This window comes from Nitratireductor sp. GZWM139 (assembly GCF_030068685.1).
Lineage (GTDB): Bacteria > Pseudomonadota > Alphaproteobacteria > Rhizobiales > Rhizobiaceae > Nitratireductor > Nitratireductor aquimarinus.
This window is the reverse complement of the sequence record NZ_JAMQML010000011.1, coordinates 17930-33114: the sequence shown is the minus strand read 5'-3', so window position 1 is coordinate 33114 and position 15185 is coordinate 17930. Positions and strand designations below refer to the sequence as shown.

The window sequence follows — 15185 nt, the reverse complement described above, 5'->3', positions numbered from 1 at the left end:
GGGGGAAACGCATGCTGGACAAACCAACAAAGCAACCTGCCCACGCGAAGGATGCATCATCCTGGGTGATCGAAGAAGCGCGGCCGAGAGAACAACGCGCAGAACCGCGCAGCAAACCACAGACGCTCTCGGTGGATCAGGAGATTTCCCGGATTTTCAGGGAAGTCGATGCGCGCGCGGCGCGGATGGCACAGGAAGCAGCCAAACGGGAGGCGCAGCAGGACCGGGCAACGGATAATGCCGCCCCCAAAGCTTCCGAAACACCGCAGGCAAAGACTGCCCGGCGGGAAGCGGCAGCGCCGCAGAACAAGCCCCGGGAAGACAGGAAGAGCGCGGCGAAAACAGCTCCTGCCGAGCAAAGGCAACGGTCGGCTGAGGAAGCGCCTCAGATCAAACAGTCCGGCGACACGAAGGAAAAATTCCATCGCCGTCTGGGGCCGGTCGACTTCTCAAAGAGCCTGTCCGCCGGGCTGGGCGCGGTGCGCAAGAACCTGCTGATGGTTCTGCTTTTCACCAATGCCAGCAACATTCTGGTGCTCGCGATCCCTGTCTATCTCTTCCAGATTTCGGACCGCGTTCTGACCAGCCGATCCACCGATACGCTCATCATGCTGACCATTGTGATCATCGGGGCGGTGTTGCTGCAGGCGATTTTCGACGCGATCCGGCGCTTCATCCTGATGCGCACGGCCGTTGAGGTGGCGGCACAGCTGGGCGCGCCTATTCTCAGCGCGGCAGCGCGCGCTTCGCTGCATGGCACGGGCCGCGAATACCAGACGCTGGGCGACCTGCAACAGCTGCGCTCCTTCCTGGTTTCGGGCACGCTTCTGTCGTTCCTCGACATCCCGTTCGCGCCGATCTTCGTTCTCGCCGTTTTTCTGGTTCACCCGCATCTCGGCAGCATCGTGGTGCTGTCGGCCTTCCTGCTCATGATCGTCGCCTTCATCAACCAGCGCGCGACCGCTGCCCCGTTCGGCGAGGCCAATGTCTATCAGAGCAAGGCCAATATGCATCTGGATTCCATGGCGCGGAACTCGCAGATCATCAACGCGCTGGCGATGATCCCCGAAGCGGTGAAGATCTGGGGGCAGGACACGGCCGGATCACTGAAGGCGCAGGTCAAGGCGCAGGACCGCAACATCATGTCGGCCGCCACTTCGCGCGCCATCCGCCTCCTGACGCAGGTGGCCCTGCTCGGCTGGGGCGCTTATCTGGCGATCCAGGGATACATTACCGGCGGCATGGTGATTGCCGCGTCGATCATCGCCGGTCGCGCGCTCGCGCCCATAGAAGGCTCCATCGAGGGCTGGAACCAGTTCATCCTTTCACGCGGCGCATACCGGCGCATCAAGGCGCTCCTGCAGGCATCTCCGCTCAATCTGGAACGGCTCGTGCTGCCGAAACCCGAGGGAAGGCTCGATGTGGAGCGCGTTCTCTACGTGCCGCAGGGAACAAAACGGGTCGTGCTCAACGGCATCAATTTCTCGCTGCGCCCGGGGGATTCGCTCGCAATCATCGGCAATTCCGGGGCCGGCAAGACCACGCTCGGCAAAATGCTGGTCGGCTCCATCCTGCCCACATCGGGCAGTGTGCGGCTCGATCTGATGGATCTGCGCAACTGGGACCAGCGCCAGTTCGGCGACAATATCGGTTACCTGCCGCAGGACGTTCAGCTCTTCCCCGGCTCGATCAAGGCCAATATCGCGCGCATGCGCGACGATGTGGACGACAGGGAAATCTATCAGGCGGCGATCCTCGCCGACGTGCATGAGATGATCGCCACCTTCCCGCAGGGCTATGAAACCATCGTGGCCGCCGATGGCTCACCGCTGTCGGGCGGGCAGAAGCAGCGCATTGCGCTGGCGCGCGCATTCTTCGGAAATCCACGCATGATCGTTCTGGATGAGCCGAACTCCAATCTCGACAGCGCCGGCGACGCCGCGCTTGCCCGCGCACTCAAACACGCCAAGGAAAACCGGATCACCATGATCGTCATCACGCAGCGGCCATCGCTGCTGCGCTATGTCGACAAGATCCTGCTGATGACCAACGGAACCATCTCGATGTTCGGCCGGCGCGAGGACGTGCTGCGCGCCCTTGCCGCCCACCAGGCCGGACAACTCGAAAACGGTCCCTTCGCCAACCAGCTTCCCTGAAGGGCAGGTCCATCATGAGCTCCACCGAAATCGCCAAGCTTCAAGACATGACGTGGTACGCGGAGGTGCCGCGTTCGATCCGCAAGCAGAGCATTGCCGGCATCATCCTGCTCATTCTCTGTTTCGGCGGGTTCGGCATATGGGCCGCCTTCGCGCCGCTTGCAGCCGCCGTCATCTCACAGGGCAGTTTCGTCGCCACCGGTCAAAACAAGATCGTGCAGCATCTGGAAGGCGGCGTGATCAAGGACATCCTGGTGTCCGAAGGCGATCATGTGACCGCCGGCCAGCCGCTGGTGCAGCTGGACGAAACTTCCGCACTTGCCAATGAACGCCAGCTTTTCCTGCGGCGGGCGCGGCTTGTGGCGATCGTCGCGCGGTTGTCTTCTGAATATGAGGAAAAGACCAGCATCGACTTCCCCGCCGATCTGACGGAGCGGATGGCAGACCCGGAGATTGCGGAAATACTGGCGAGCCAGCGGCTCAATTTCGAATCCTCGCAGCGCAAGCTCCACAGTGAACTGGAGCTGTTGAACAACAACATCGCCGCGCTGGAAATTCGCGGACGCGGCTACACGGCCCAGCACGAGGCCCTGACGCGGCAGCTCGCCTTCCTGACAGACGAGTATTCCGGCAAGCAGAAGCTCTATGAGCAGGGGCTGATGCGCAAACCCGAAATCTCCGCCATCCGGCGGGCCATGGCCGAGGCGGATGGCCAGCTCGGGCGTCTTTCGGCCGAAGTCGATGAAACACATGCCCAGATGAAGCGCTATCGAGAGCAGGCCAACCAGACGCTCGCCGCCTATCGGCAGGCGGCCCTTGATGAGCTGCAGAGCATCGAGGCGGAGCTCGACGCGGTTCGCGAGCAGTCGCGCGCAGCAGAAAACATCCTGCGTCGCGCCACGATCAACACGCCTGTCGCAGGCACCGTCGTGCGGCTCTACTACCACACGCCCGGCGGCGTGATCGAAAGCGGCAAGAGCATTGCAGAGATTTTGCCCTCGGACGTGCCGCTGATCATCGAAACGCAGATCCCGCGCACAAAGATCGACAGCGTGCGGGTGGGACAGGAAGCAACCGTGCGTTTGACCGCGCTCAACCAGCGCACCACGCCGGTCCTGACGGGCGAAGTGTTCTATGTTTCGGCCGACGCGCTGCGCGACGGCTCGGTCGATGAGAAACGCGAAATCTATCTGGCGCGGGTGCGGCTGCCGCCGAGCGAACTGGCGCGGGTTCACGGCTTCCTGCCGACACCGGGCATGCCGGCCGAAGTCCTTATCCAGACGGCCGAACGCACCTTCTTCGAATATCTCTCGAAGCCCATCATGGACAGCATGAACCGGGCGTTTCGCGAGAACTAGGAAGGTCACAGAAAGTAGACGACTGAAACGTGCGGTGATAGCATGAGGGACAATGAGCTATCCGAGGTGGACGCGAGCCGTTTCGCCATGAATGAGGCTACCCCACGTTTCCGAAAAGTACTCACACTGCTGGGGCAGCTCAATTACACGTGGACCAACACCGAGAGCCTTCTCATCCACCTGATCGCGGGACTTGCGCGGGTGGACATGGAAACGGCCACGATCATTTTCCTGACGCTGAACACGTCGCGCGCGCGGGTCGATCTGGTGGAGCGGCTGGCCAAGACATCACGCACGGATGAGGCGGTTCGCAGGGATGTGCTGGGCGTTACACGCCGGATGATGAGCGAAGCCAAGCTCAGGAACAAATACAACCACTGCATCTATTCCTTTGACGACACGGGCGAAAATGTCTCGACCCTGCTCATGCGGATTTCCGACAGCGGCGACCGGCTGAAATATGGCAAGGTGGACGCCATCGACGATGCGGAAATCGACAACATCACCGGGTCCATCAACCGGCTGATCGAGACCAACCGGGACATCTGGGCAATCGCAAAGCGGTATGGATTCCCGCTGTAAGGCCCGGCGTTAAGCCTATTTGGCGCAGCATTCATCAGTTTTGCCGTATCGGTCATCCCCTTTGCAGCAGGTAATGTCTTGTCGTGACCGGCTTTGGCCCGGCGGCGACAAGGGGGACCAGAGGGACCAGGGGCCAGACATGCCGATGGAGCAGATCAAACAGAGGATCAAAGGAGCCCGGGGCGCGGTCGCCCTGCCCTTCAAGACGGCGGCGGGTCGTCTGCGCATGGCAACAGGGCTTCCCGTGCGCTTTTCCGGCGCCTATGCCTCATTCGATGAAGCGCTTGCCGCCGCGCAGCGTCAGGGGCTTGCGGGCTATGATCACGACGCGGTGGCGGATGTGGCCTTCGAGCGCATGTGCCAGCTCGTTCCCTGGGATTATCCGCTTCTGTTTTGGCTCAGCCGACTTGAGAGCCACATCGGCACGGTGGTCGATGCGGGCGGTCATATGGGCACGAAGTTCAGGGCGTTCCGCAGGTCTCTGCCCTCCATCGACAGGCTGAACTGGACCGTCTACGACCTGCCCGCCATCGTCAAAGCCGGTGAGAAACGCGCCAGGGCGGATGGCCTGAGCGCGCTCACCTTCACGAGCCGGCTCGAAGATGGCGGCCCCTGTGACCTCTTTCTGGGGTCGGGTCTGCTGCAATATCTGAACGTTCCCCTGCCGGAGCTGCTTGGACGCCTGAGCGTTCCGCCCCGGCACCTTCTGTTGAACAAGGTCGCGCTGCGCAAAGGAAAGACGCTCGTGACGCTGGAGCGCATCGGCCCCGCTCTCGTGCCCTATCAGATCCGCAACGAAGCCGAATTTCTGGAGATGCTTGCGGCTCTTGGCTACAGGATTGAAGACCGCTGGAGCATTCCCTCGCTCTCCCATACCATCGACACGCACCCCGAATTCGGCGCCAGCGAAAGCGCTGGGTTTTACTGCGTAATGCCATGATTGCCGGGCTTTGGAGGGGCTGTTGCTCACTGGCAAGCCCTGCCGGTTATGCATGGCTACCCTCTCCAAAACCACTTTTCCTCACGCATTTTCTCCTCTACCAACGGTGCCCGCACCTACCGAGGTAGAGACATTGCAAACATCGACAATCCGGACAGCCACCTATCCAGCGGCCATTTTTGCCGTCTACGTGGCCGCTTCGATGCTCCTTCCCGCCGCCGTCGATCTCTATTACGGCAATGATGACTGGCAGGTTTTCGTCGTCTGCTCACTGGCGACAGGCGCAATCGCACTGACAATCGCAGCCGCCACACGCGCCCCTCTTACCCGTGGCTCCACCCAGTCCACATTTCTCGTGGTGGTCATTCTCTGGCTGATGCTCGGCCTGGTCGGCGCGCTGCCATTCTACACCGCCTCGCTCAAGCTCGATCTGGCCGAGGCCGTTTTCGAATCCGTCTCGGCCATCACGACGACCGGCTCCACCGTGATCTCCGGGCTCGACGGACTGCCGCCCGGCCTTCTCCTCTGGCGCTCCATCCTGCAATGGATCGGCGGCATCGGCGTTGTGGCGCTTGGCCTGTTCCTGCTGCCACTTCTCAAGGTCGGCGGGTTTTCCTACTTCCGGGTGGAATCCTCCGACATCGAAAACCGCCCCTTCGACCGTTTCATCAGCTTTCTGTTCGCGCTGGTCGGCATCTACTGCCTTTTGACCGGGCTCTGCGCGCTGTCCTATGCGGCCGCGGGCATGGACAATTTCGACGCGATCAATCATGCGATGACCACCATCGCAACCGGCGGGTTCTCCACCCATGATGCCTCGTTCGGCTATTTCGAGGGCAATACGGTGCTCTGGGTCGGCACATTCTTCATGCTGATGGCGGCCCTGCCCTTCTCGATCCTCGTCCTGTTCTTCGCACGCGGACGGCTCGACGCGCTGCGCGATCCGCAGATCCGGCTCTTTCTCGGCTATGTGACGGTGATCGTCATCGTTCTGGCCGTTCAACGCAGGATCACGACCGGCCAGCCCTTCGATGACATACTTGCTTCCACGGCGTTCAACTTCGCGTCGATCATCACCACAACGGGTTTTGCCAGCGAGGACTACACGCTGTGGGGACCTTTCGCGGTGACGCTCGCCTTCTTCGCGACCTTCCTCGGCGGCTGTTCCGGCTCCACTTCGGGCGGCGTGAAGGCGTATCGCTTCCTCATACTGGGCGCGATGCTGCGCAATGGTCTGCGCCTTCTCATCCATCCGCATTCGGTGCGCGCCCTGCGCTATGGCAAGCGCATCGTGGATGTGGAGATGCAGCGTTCGGTGGTTCTGTTCGTGGTCGGCTTCCTTGCCTCATGGGTGCTGGCGACGCTGCTTCTGGCCGCCACCGGGCTCGACTTCCTGACCTCGCTCACGGGTTCACTGACGGCGCTTACCAATGTGGGTCCGGGCCTTGGCACCACCATCGGACCATCCGGCAATTTCGCGCCGCTCAGCGACTTTGCGAAATGGGTTCTTTCAGCGACCATGCTGCTTGGCCGACTGGAAATCCTTGCGGTCGTCGTCCTGCTGCTGCCGACTTTCTGGCGCGACTAACGAGCCTGCTGGCCAGGGGCAGGCCCCTGGGTCAGACAAACAAAAACGGCCACCGCTCAAGAGCGATGGCCGCAAAACCCTGCCGCAATGCGACGCCTGATCCTCCCGATCAGGAATTGGGCGAGCGCGTATCGGTGACCTTCTCGATCGCAATCCCCAGGCGCTCATCACGCCCATAGACATCGCCATGATAGGCGATCACGCCATCCGTCTGCGGCCATGCCGTGAAATAACCGACATAGACGGGGATCTTGCGCTCGATCTTGCGCCGTGTCGGGCGACTGCGATCACCGCTCTCAATGGCGCGCGCCACGTCGTCGACGGAAACATCGAGCAGCGCCGCCGCCATGGCGCGCGGATCGGCCAGACGCACGCAACCATGGCTGAATGCGCGTGTGTCGCGCTGGAACAGGCTCTTGGAAGGCGTGTCATGCATGTAGATGGCGTGCCGGTTGGGGAACAGGATCTTCAACTCACCAAGCGCGTTGCGGCGGCCCGGCTTCTGACGGACGCTGAAGGGCACATTGCGGCCATACTGGCCCCAGTCGACGGCGGACGACGAGACCTTGCGCCCCTGACCGTTGATCACCTCGTAGCCGTTCCGGTCGAGATAGCTCGGATCGCGCCACAGCTTGGGCAGCATCTCGTTGACGATGATGGAGCGCGGCACCCCCCAATAGGGGTTGAACTCCACCGTCTCCAGCTCGTCATGGAAGAAATTGGTCTGGTTGGCAGACCGGCCCACCACCGTGCGCATGGAAATGCGCGGCTCGCCCTTGTCGAAGAAATCGACATTGAAGGAAGCGGCGTTGATCACCACCCGCGTGTCGCCCAGCTCCGAGGGGTGCCAGCGCAGACGCTCCAGCGTGTAGAGAACCTTGTCGATGCGCGCAGCCTTGGAAACGCCGGCAATCGCGGCGACGGTGCGCGGCCCGATGACGCCATCCGGCTTGAGGCCTCTCTCCTCCTGCGCGGCCTTCACCACAGGCACCAGCGCCTGAACATAAACCTCACTGCCGGCATGCTCTTTCAGCGCCGCGCCATGGGTTTCCAGAAAAGCGGCATCTGCATCGCGCTCGATGAGCTTGAGCAGCTTTGCCAGTTCGGGATTGGTTCCGCCCGGGCGGACAAACGTCTTGGGGTCGACGATGACCTCACGCTCGGCAGCACCGCGCAGCATCTCCAGCTCCGCGCACAGCTTGCGATAAGTGTCGTTCTGCGGGTGCTGCCGCTCCAGATAGATATCGGCATCGGCCATATTGGCCATGAAACCGAGCGACTGTTCCAGGTTCATCGGCTTCTTGGCGAAGTCGTGATAGCCGGATAACTTGTTCGGATTGATGCGGCCCGCATGGGCATCACGCGCATAGCGTAATGCACGGGCAGAAAGCATCATCTCGAAGCGGATCAGTTCTTTCTGGCGTGCCGCGATGTCATCATAGGAAAAATCGCTACCCGGCACGCCGACCGTATAGTCGCTGTCGGAGAGCCCATAGCTGGAAGCCTCAGAAAGAACGCGCAAAACCTGCCGCGCACGATCATTGGGCTGGTATCCGGAAACCCAGATGAAATCGGGCCTGTTCGAATAGAAGTCGACCAGCGCCTTCGCGATATCCTTCTCGGCGTAGAGTTCCATCCCCTCCAGCATCGGCAATGCCTCGCGGAAGGAAACGCCCTCGAGGGTCGGCTGAAAAGCGCCCTCTGCCTCTGGAAGCGTGATCTCGGAGAACTCGACATGGGCGAGGCTCTCCGGCTTGTAATTGTAATGGGAAGGCGCGGAGATCTTTGGCGCCTTCGCAGGCACACGACGCTGCGGCGCGGGCTCAACAGGCTTCGGCGGCGGCGCGGAACGCGCGGCGCTGGAGCGGTTGTTGCCACCGAACAGCATATCGAAAAGATTGTCGCCCTGGGCATGTGCTGCCCCTGCATGCCCCGCAAACACAGCCAGGGCCGCACAGGCCAGCCAGGTCTTGCGTGTGGATTTCAAAATCATCGATCACCCCGCCGAGATCCGAACTATATTCCAGGAGCGCCATTTGCGGACAAGCTTCCAGCGGCGGCCAGAGACCGCAACCGATGACGCCTGCACGTAAAACGCTTCCCAAACATGAATCGCAACCAAAATAACAGTTCAAACAGGATCGGTCGCGGGCAGATCGATAAAATTGTCGGGAAATGCACGCTCAGTTGGGGATTGGTAAATGATTCTCTAATGACCGCATAAGGGGCACATCCTCACGCCGCAGCTTGCGCGTGGCGACAAAGGCGGCGACACGCGCTGCGATCCCCGGATCGGCGAGAATGCGGCGATGACCGAGCCCCGGCGCCCATGTCACCGAAACATGCCGCCCTGCTGCCGCCATCGCCCTGGCGTCGGTGGCAGGAACCTCCTTGTCATCGGGCGCGTGGACAATCAGGGTCGGGATATCGAGGGCGCTCAGTTGATCGCACCCGACGAAACTGGAAAGCGGCGTTCCGGCAATGATCTCAACCCGCCCTTCAAACACGTCTTGAGCCTTTGGGCTGAGTTTCAGAAACTGCCCGAACTGCGTGAAAAGATCAGGCAGCGCGTTCGGTGCGCCGATCATCACAAGCCTGCGCACCGGAACCGGCGGTATTCCATCAATGGACCCGGCCACCGCATTGAGGGCAACGGCGCCACCGAAGGAATGCCCGACCATCGCGTCGAACGGCCCAAGCCATTGGGCCGCACTTTGCACGGCTGCGACGGCCTTGGGGATGTTCAAAACCCGCCCGCCGGACGAACCGTGTCCCGGGAGATCGAGCGACACCACGCGAAACCCACGCTCCAGAAGCGCCTCGATGATGGCGCGCATATGCTCCGTGCGCGAACGCCAGCCATGCAGCACAAGCACGGTCGGCCCGTCGCGACGCCCGCCCCAGTTTGTGAACTCGTAAGCCGCAACACGGCCGTGCTCCGTCGTGAGACTGTGCCTGCGGGCGCTGCTCATGAAATTCTGCGCCTTTGACAGGAGACGTTTTTCCTTCTCCGTCAGCTTCTGCGGGCTCGGCGTACGGCAGAAGAGCCGGAAGGCAAGACGACCTGCGAGGCTTGGCGCGACATGATCGATTGTGCCAAAAAGACCCCGTAAGATCCTCAGATTGAGTGCGGTCATGTCGGCAATCCATGATAATGTTCAATCATGAACAAAGTTAGTTCAAGCATGAACAAAAAACAAGAACTTCCCTGGGACAATCCGCGCTTCCGTACATGGGTTGCAGTCGCGCGCGCCGAAAAGGCCATTGTAAGGGCCCTTGGCAAGGCACTCGAACCGCTGGGCCTGAAGATCGCGCAGCTCGACATGCTGATGAATCTGTATCGCCACCCCGGTCAGTCGCAGCACGATCTGGCGCGCAGGCTTCTGGTCGGCCGCTCCAACATCACCATGCTTTTGCCGCAGCTTGAAACCCAGGGGCTCGTGCGCCGCGAGAACGACGCAAAGGACCGTCGCATTCTCAGGCTCTACCTGACGCCCGATGGCGAGGAACGGCTGATGGAAGCGCTCGCCGTCTATACGGAACTTATCGACCGCGTCATGGCCCAGTCCACGCCGGAACAGTGCGAGGCCATGGGCGAGCAGATGCGCAAAATCAGCGAGACACTGGCGCAGGACTAGCGCTTCGGCCCGAGAGTCGGAAACGATTTTCGGAAAGCACGATGCGTCGATTCAATAGGTTAGAGCGTCCTTTGTGCGTCCCAATGGCCCCACGGCGCTCCAGCAGCAGCGCGCGGGGTCAGGACCCGTCTTCCCTCTCGGGCAGTTTCAGATAGTTGCGCGGCGAAGAGCCGAGCATGCGTTTGAACATGGTGGTGAAGGCAGCGACACTGTCATAGCCGAGATCATAGGCGACGCTCGTCACCGGCTCGCCGCTCACAAGCCTGGGCAGGGCCGCAAAGAGGCTCGCCTGCTGACGCCAGACCGAGAGGCTAACACCCGCTTCCTGCTTGAAGCGCCGCGTGAAAGTGCGTCGGCTCATGCCCGCGTCGCGCGCCCAGTCATCAATGGTGACCCGGCTTGCCGGCGCATCGAGAAAGGCCCGGCACATCCGCGCAAGCCGCGCATCAGCGGGAAACGGCAGGCCGAGCGGCAATTCCGGCAGGCGCGGAATTTCGTGCAGGATGAGCTTGTAGATAAGCCCGTTGCGCCCGGTCGGCTGCGCCACATGGGGCAGCGGCGCCACCTCCTCCAGAAGACTGTGCAACAGCGGGGTCACACCGACCACACGCGGCCTGTCGGGCAGATCGGAAATCGCCTCCGGCAGCACATAGACAGACTGCATGCGCACATCGGTCACCATGTCCACGGCATGCACGATGCCGGGAGGAATCCAGATCGCCTGCCCCGTCGGCACCATCCAGTGCCCGAACACAGTCTTGACCAGAACAACGCCGCTGCGCGCATGAAGAAGCTGGCCGCGGCTGTGGCGATGCGCTTCCACCTGAACATGCGCCGCCTGCTCGATCTCGCCAACGACAAGATCGCCTTCCGCCTCCTCGATCCACGACCGGCGCTTTTCGTCATTGACCGGGCGATCCCCGTTCATGACGACGGTACTGGGCATTCTATTGGCTCTGTCGGGTGGTTTCATTTGGCCCACTTGCGAAAAAACTAGACCAAATCACCAAGGAAGGTCATTTGCAACAGGCGTATAAGCGGTTGCCGCTTCGCCGACGGCGTTTTTCGCATGGAGTTCCGACGTGACCGACACCACCGCCAATCGCGTTCCCGTTCAGGCCGAGAAGACCGCTTTCGCGGTACTCATCGCCGTCAGCTTCTGCCACATGCTCAACGACATCATGCAGTCGATGCTTGCGGCCATCTACCCGATGCTGAAAGCGGATTACGGACTCGACTTCTGGCAGATCGGTCTTTTGACCATGGCGTTTCAGGTCACCGCTTCGCTGCTTCAGCCAGCCATCGGGCTGACGACAGACAAGAAGCCGATGCCCTATTCGCTGCCGGTCGGCATGGGTTCGACCTTTATCGGCCTTCTGCTTCTGGCGACGGCGGCCAATTACTCGCTGCTTCTGGTCGGCGCGATGTTCGTCGGCCTCGGATCAGCGATCTTTCACCCGGAATCCTCGCGTGTGGCGCGCCTCGCATCTGGCGGGCGCTACGGCCTTGCACAGGCCGTATTTCAGGTGGGCGGCAATGCCGGAACGGCCATTGGGCCACTGCTTGCCGCCTTCATCGTGGTGCCGCGCGGCCAGACCAGTGTTGCCTGGTTCTCGCTCGCAGCCCTTCTCGGCATGATCGTGCTGTGGCGCGTCAGCGCCTGGTACGCAGCCTATCGCCAGCGCGCGGCCTCTCGTCCGGCGCCAGCAAAAACGCTCACTCTGCCAAAAGGCAAGGTGGCCATGTCGCTCGCCATTCTCGTCTCGCTGGTCTTCGCCAAGAATGTCTATATGGCCGGCATTTCCAGCTACTACACCTTCTTCCTCATCGAGAAGTTCGGTGTGACGGTGCAGCAGTCGCAGATCCTGCTCTTCGTCTTCCTGGGGTCCGTTGCGGCCGGCACGGTTCTGGGCGGGCTGGTCGGCGACCGCATCGGCTCAAAGACGGTGATCTGGTTCTCGATCCTCGGTGTGCTGCCCTTCACGCTGGCCCTGCCCTATGCGAATTTCTTCTGGACGCCGGTCCTGACCGTGGCCATCGGCCTGATCCTCGCATCGGCCTTTCCGCAGATCGTGGTTTTCGCACAGGAGCTTCTGCCCGGTCGCGTGGGCATGGTCGCAGGCATGTTCTTCGGCTTCGCCTTTGGTCTCGGCGGGCTTGGCGCAGCGGTGCTCGGCATCGTCGCTGACAGTCAGGGCATCGAGTTCGTCTACAAGATCTGTTCCTACCTGCCGCTGCTTGGCCTGTTGACCGTGTTCCTGCCGAACCTCAAAAAGGCAGGCTAGATCGCCGTGCGCCCATCCGGACGCACAAAGGACGATCTAAACCATTGACGGAGCTTCAAGAGGAGAAACGCCATGAGGGTGAAGCGCATCGTCAGCAACATCGCCGCAGACAGGCCTGAAGCGGCACGCCGCTTTTATGGCGATGTTCTGGGACTGGAAACGCTGATGGATCAGGGCTGGATCGTCACCCATGGCGCAGACGAACAGATGAGCGCTCAGCTCAGCGTCATGTCCGAAGGTGGATCGGGCACGCCCGTGCCCGGTCTGTCGATCGAGGTGGATGATCTCGACGAAGCCCTGCGGCGGGTCGAGGCGGCAGGCTTTCCGATAGAATACGGACCTGCCGACGAGCCCTGGGGTGTGCGCCGTTTCTACACGCGCGACCCCTTCGGCAAGCTCATCAACATCCTCACCCACAAATAGGCAACGGCCCGCCAATCAGCGCGTCACCACATGGTCTGGCGCGCACGCTCCGGCCAATCGCGATCATAAGCCTCGCCGTCGATCTCAGCGCGGCTTGTCGCCTGCAGGATCTGGCCGGCCGTTGGCAGGCTCTGCGGATCGACATGGTTTTCAGCGTTCCACAGACCGGACCGGACAATCGCCCGCGCGCACTGAAAATAAATCTCGTCAACCGCAAGCACGATGACCGAACGCGGGGCAGCCTCATCGACCGCAAAGGATGCACACAGATCGGGATCGACCGAGAGCTTCGCACGCCCGTTGACGCGCAGTGTGGTGCCCGATCCGGGAATGAGGAAGAGGAAAGCCACGCGGTCATCACGGATGATGTTGCGCAGGGAATCGGTCCGGTTGTTGCCGCGCCGGTCGGGCATCATCAGGGTGCGGTCACCGTGGATGCGCACGAAACCCGGCCTGTCGCCGCGCGGAGAACAGTCAATGCCTTCCGGCCCGATGGTCGCCAGCGCCACAAAGGGCGAGGCTTCGATCAGCTGCGCATATTCGGGGATGACACGGTCGGTAACCTTGGTCAGCGAGGCCGCGCCCGGCTTTCCGTAAAGCGCCTCAAGCGCCTCCATGGAGGCGATGATGTGTTCTTCATTCTCATGCGTTGCAGCGTCATGCGTCACGGCTCAACCCCTTCTCCTCCAATTCACCCAGATACCCCTGCCATTTGGCGTCTTTCTGCGCAGCGAGCTCATGGAGGTAGACCCATGTGAAAATGCCGCTCTGATGCGCATCGCTGAACACGATCCGCACCGCATAATTGCCCACGGGTTCAACCCGGCTGATGGTGACATGCCGCTTGCCGGGAACGGTGACACGCTGCCCGGGCGAATGGCCCTGCACTTCAGCGGATGGAGAAAGAACCCGCAGCATCTCGGCGGAAAGCTCCGCCGGCTCGGCATCGGGAAACAGAACCGTCAGCAAAGAACGATCCCTGGAAACACGCAATTCCTTGGGTGGTCTCATTGTGCACCGCCTTTCGGCCAACAGACCTATTCAGCTTTGGTTCAACTGAAAAGCCCCGCGATGCGGATTGCCCACGAGAACGGCCCGGTGCTAGTGTCACGGCGCTTGAATTGTCTGCCCCGATCCACGACATGAGAAGGGTGGAAACATGATCGGAACCGCCAGCGGAAGCGAGCCTATGACGCAGAGCAACATGATCGACCCCTTTGGCCGCGCCATCGACTATCTGCGCGTTTCGGTTACTGATCGCTGCGACTTCCGGTGCGTCTACTGCATGGCGGAAGACATGACGTTTCTGCCCAAGCGCGACCTTCTGAGCCTGGAAGAGCTCGACCGGCTGTGCACCGTCTTCATCGAAAAGGGCGTGCGGCGGCTTCGGCTGACCGGCGGCGAGCCGCTGGTGCGCAAGAACATCATGCATCTGGTGCGCCAGCTTTCGCGCCACCTGAAGTCCGGCGCGCTTGACGAACTCACGCTGACCAGCAATGGCTCCCAGCTCGAGCGTTTTGCCACCGAGCTTGCCGATTGTGGCGTTCGGCGTATCAACGTTTCCATCGACACGCTTGATGCGGACAAGTTTCACGCCATCACCCGCTGGGGCAAGCTCGACAAGGTGATGCGTGGCATCGAGGCTGCGGAGGCCGCCGGCCTCAAGATCAAGCTAAACACCGTCGCGCTCAAGGGCTTCAACGAAGACGAAATACCCGAAATGCTGCGCTGGGCGCATGGACGCGGCATGGACATGACCGTGATCGAGACCATGCCCATGGGCGAGATCGACGGCGACCGGACCGACCAGTATCTTCCGCTTTCGCTCCTGCGCGCACAGCTTGAGAAGCAGTTCACGCTGACCGACATTCCGTTCAAGACGAGCGGACCGGCGCGCTATGTCGAGGTGGCGGAAACGGGCGGCAAGCTCGGCTTCATCACCCCGATGACGCATAATTTCTGCGAAAGCTGCAACCGCGTGCGCATCACCTGCACGGGCATGCTCTACATGTGCCTGGGTCAGGACGATTCCGCCGATCTGCGCGATGCGCTGCGGGCTTCGGAAGGCAATGACCTGCTTGCCGAAACCATCGACAGGGCCATCGCCCGCAAGCCCAAGGGGCACGACTTCATCATCGACCGGCGCACCAACCGCCCCTCGGTCTCGCGCCATATGAGCGTTACTGGCGGCTAAGGTCCCGGACCGAAAGGCGGA

General features: G+C 61.5%; 14 protein-coding genes. 9 read left to right on the top strand and 5 right to left on the bottom strand.

Annotation, left to right across the window (positions count from 1 at the left end; genetic code table 11):
- Positions 1-11 precede the first annotated feature (11 nt).
- From NDI72_RS14325 to NDI72_RS14305, 5 genes are all read left to right on the top strand, one after another.
- Positions 12-2156, top strand: coding sequence for a type I secretion system permease/ATPase (locus tag NDI72_RS14325; protein WP_283800777.1), 2145 nt, complete (start codon positions 12-14; stop codon positions 2154-2156).
- Positions 2157-2170: 14 nt separating this feature from the next.
- Positions 2171-3514: an HlyD family type I secretion periplasmic adaptor subunit gene (locus NDI72_RS14320; RefSeq protein ID WP_206547459.1), complete on the top strand. Its 1344-nt coding sequence runs from the start codon at positions 2171-2173 to the stop codon at positions 3512-3514.
- Between the two features lie 87 nt (positions 3515-3601).
- Complete coding sequence (locus NDI72_RS14315) at positions 3602-4096, top strand: hypothetical protein (protein WP_113156324.1); 495 nt, start codon at positions 3602-3604, stop codon at positions 4094-4096.
- Positions 4097-4235: 139 nt separating this feature from the next.
- Positions 4236-5036, top strand: coding sequence for a methyltransferase, TIGR04325 family (locus tag NDI72_RS14310; protein WP_283800776.1), 801 nt, complete (start codon positions 4236-4238; stop codon positions 5034-5036).
- A gap of 133 nt (positions 5037-5169) precedes the next feature.
- The gene (locus NDI72_RS14305) at positions 5170-6624 is read left to right on the top strand and encodes a TrkH family potassium uptake protein (protein WP_113155400.1); all 1455 of its coding nucleotides are present in this window, start codon (positions 5170-5172) and stop codon (positions 6622-6624) included.
- Between the two features lie 109 nt (positions 6625-6733).
- Here NDI72_RS14305 and NDI72_RS14300 read toward each other — a convergent pair whose 3' ends face one another.
- Both NDI72_RS14300 and NDI72_RS14295 read right to left on the bottom strand, forming a co-directional pair.
- A complete protein-coding gene (locus NDI72_RS14300) occupies positions 6734-8617 on the bottom strand; it encodes a L,D-transpeptidase family protein (RefSeq protein WP_283800775.1) in 1884 nt (627 codons plus the stop codon).
- 190 nt (positions 8618-8807) lie between these two features.
- Positions 8808-9761: an alpha/beta fold hydrolase gene (locus NDI72_RS14295; RefSeq protein WP_283800774.1), complete on the bottom strand. Its 954-nt coding sequence runs from the start codon at positions 9759-9761 to the stop codon at positions 8808-8810.
- A gap of 48 nt (positions 9762-9809) precedes the next feature.
- Between NDI72_RS14295 and NDI72_RS14290 the strand changes: the two genes are divergently transcribed.
- On the top strand, positions 9810-10262 hold the full coding sequence (locus NDI72_RS14290) for a MarR family winged helix-turn-helix transcriptional regulator (RefSeq protein ID WP_113155403.1): 453 nt from the start codon (positions 9810-9812) through the stop codon (positions 10260-10262).
- A 118-nt stretch (positions 10263-10380) separates the two neighbouring features.
- Here the strand turns inward: NDI72_RS14290 and NDI72_RS14285 are convergent, their stop codons facing one another.
- The gene (locus NDI72_RS14285; RefSeq protein ID WP_283800773.1) at positions 10381-11208 is read right to left on the bottom strand and encodes an AraC family transcriptional regulator; all 828 of its coding nucleotides are present in this window, start codon (positions 11206-11208) and stop codon (positions 10381-10383) included.
- Between the two features lie 136 nt (positions 11209-11344).
- Between NDI72_RS14285 and NDI72_RS14280 the strand changes: the two genes are divergently transcribed.
- Positions 11345-12547, top strand: coding sequence for an MFS transporter (locus NDI72_RS14280; RefSeq protein ID WP_283800772.1), 1203 nt, complete (start codon positions 11345-11347; stop codon positions 12545-12547).
- Between the two features lie 72 nt (positions 12548-12619).
- The gene (locus NDI72_RS14275; RefSeq protein WP_283800771.1) at positions 12620-12970 is read left to right on the top strand and encodes a VOC family protein; all 351 of its coding nucleotides are present in this window, start codon (positions 12620-12622) and stop codon (positions 12968-12970) included.
- Between the two features lie 23 nt (positions 12971-12993).
- Here NDI72_RS14275 and NDI72_RS14270 read toward each other — a convergent pair whose 3' ends face one another.
- Both NDI72_RS14270 and NDI72_RS14265 read right to left on the bottom strand, forming a co-directional pair.
- Positions 12994-13587 (bottom strand): pyridoxamine 5'-phosphate oxidase family protein, encoded by a 594-nt coding sequence (locus tag NDI72_RS14270; RefSeq protein WP_206552781.1) that lies wholly within the window; start codon positions 13585-13587, stop codon positions 12994-12996.
- A gap of 40 nt (positions 13588-13627) precedes the next feature.
- Positions 13628-13981 (bottom strand): gamma-butyrobetaine hydroxylase family protein, encoded by a 354-nt coding sequence (locus NDI72_RS14265; protein ID WP_283800770.1) that lies wholly within the window; start codon positions 13979-13981, stop codon positions 13628-13630.
- 178 nt (positions 13982-14159) lie between these two features.
- Between NDI72_RS14265 and moaA the strand changes: the two genes are divergently transcribed.
- Positions 14160-15164, top strand: coding sequence for a GTP 3',8-cyclase MoaA (moaA, locus tag NDI72_RS14260; RefSeq protein WP_206547454.1), 1005 nt, complete (start codon positions 14160-14162; stop codon positions 15162-15164).
- The last annotated feature ends 21 nt before the right edge of the window (positions 15165-15185 follow it).

Coding starts and splice junctions, on each gene's coding strand:
- NDI72_RS14325 (WP_283800777.1), top strand. CDS start 12: ATGCTGGACAAACCAACAAAGCAACCTGCCCACGCGAAGGATGCATCA.
- NDI72_RS14320 (WP_206547459.1), top strand. CDS start 2,171: ATGAGCTCCACCGAAATCGCCAAGCTTCAAGACATGACGTGGTACGCG.
- NDI72_RS14315 (WP_113156324.1), top strand. CDS start 3,602: ATGAATGAGGCTACCCCACGTTTCCGAAAAGTACTCACACTGCTGGGG.
- NDI72_RS14310 (WP_283800776.1), top strand. CDS start 4,236: ATGCCGATGGAGCAGATCAAACAGAGGATCAAAGGAGCCCGGGGCGCG.
- NDI72_RS14300 (WP_283800775.1), bottom strand. CDS start 8,617: ATGATTTTGAAATCCACACGCAAGACCTGGCTGGCCTGTGCGGCCCTG.
- NDI72_RS14295 (WP_283800774.1), bottom strand. CDS start 9,761: ATGACCGCACTCAATCTGAGGATCTTACGGGGTCTTTTTGGCACAATC.
- NDI72_RS14290 (WP_113155403.1), top strand. CDS start 9,810: ATGAACAAAAAACAAGAACTTCCCTGGGACAATCCGCGCTTCCGTACA.
- NDI72_RS14285 (WP_283800773.1), bottom strand. CDS start 11,208: ATGCCCAGTACCGTCGTCATGAACGGGGATCGCCCGGTCAATGACGAA.
- NDI72_RS14275 (WP_283800771.1), top strand. CDS start 12,620: ATGAGGGTGAAGCGCATCGTCAGCAACATCGCCGCAGACAGGCCTGAA.
- NDI72_RS14270 (WP_206552781.1), bottom strand. CDS start 13,587: ATGGAGGCGCTTGAGGCGCTTTACGGAAAGCCGGGCGCGGCCTCGCTG.
- NDI72_RS14265 (WP_283800770.1), bottom strand. CDS start 13,981: ATGAGACCACCCAAGGAATTGCGTGTTTCCAGGGATCGTTCTTTGCTG.
- moaA (WP_206547454.1), top strand. CDS start 14,160: ATGACGCAGAGCAACATGATCGACCCCTTTGGCCGCGCCATCGACTAT.